Origin of the sequence: Rhodoplanes roseus (assembly GCF_003258865.1) — a bacterium.
Classification (GTDB): domain Bacteria; phylum Pseudomonadota; class Alphaproteobacteria; order Rhizobiales; family Xanthobacteraceae; genus Rhodoplanes; species Rhodoplanes roseus.
The window spans coordinates 1-276 of record NZ_NPEX01000080.1; positions in this window are offsets into that span (position 1 = coordinate 1).

The window sequence follows — 276 nt, forward strand, 5'->3', positions numbered from 1 at the left end:
GGGGTGGCCAGGGAGCCGGCGAGGGGACCGGCGCCGGAGGTGGCGCCGATCCGCGGCCCCGCCGCCCGGCCGGCGCGTCGCTCACCGATCGCGGCCTGAAAGGCTTTCGCGACGTCGTGGCGGAGGCGGAGAGCCTCGGCGAAGCCACGGCCAGCGCATCGAAAACCGCCCGCGAGGCGTTCGCCGCCACGGCCCCGACCCGCGACGCACCGCGGATCGAACCGCATGTCGAGCCCGAGGGCCTGCGGCCGCCGCCGCGGCGTCCGCCGGCAGGCC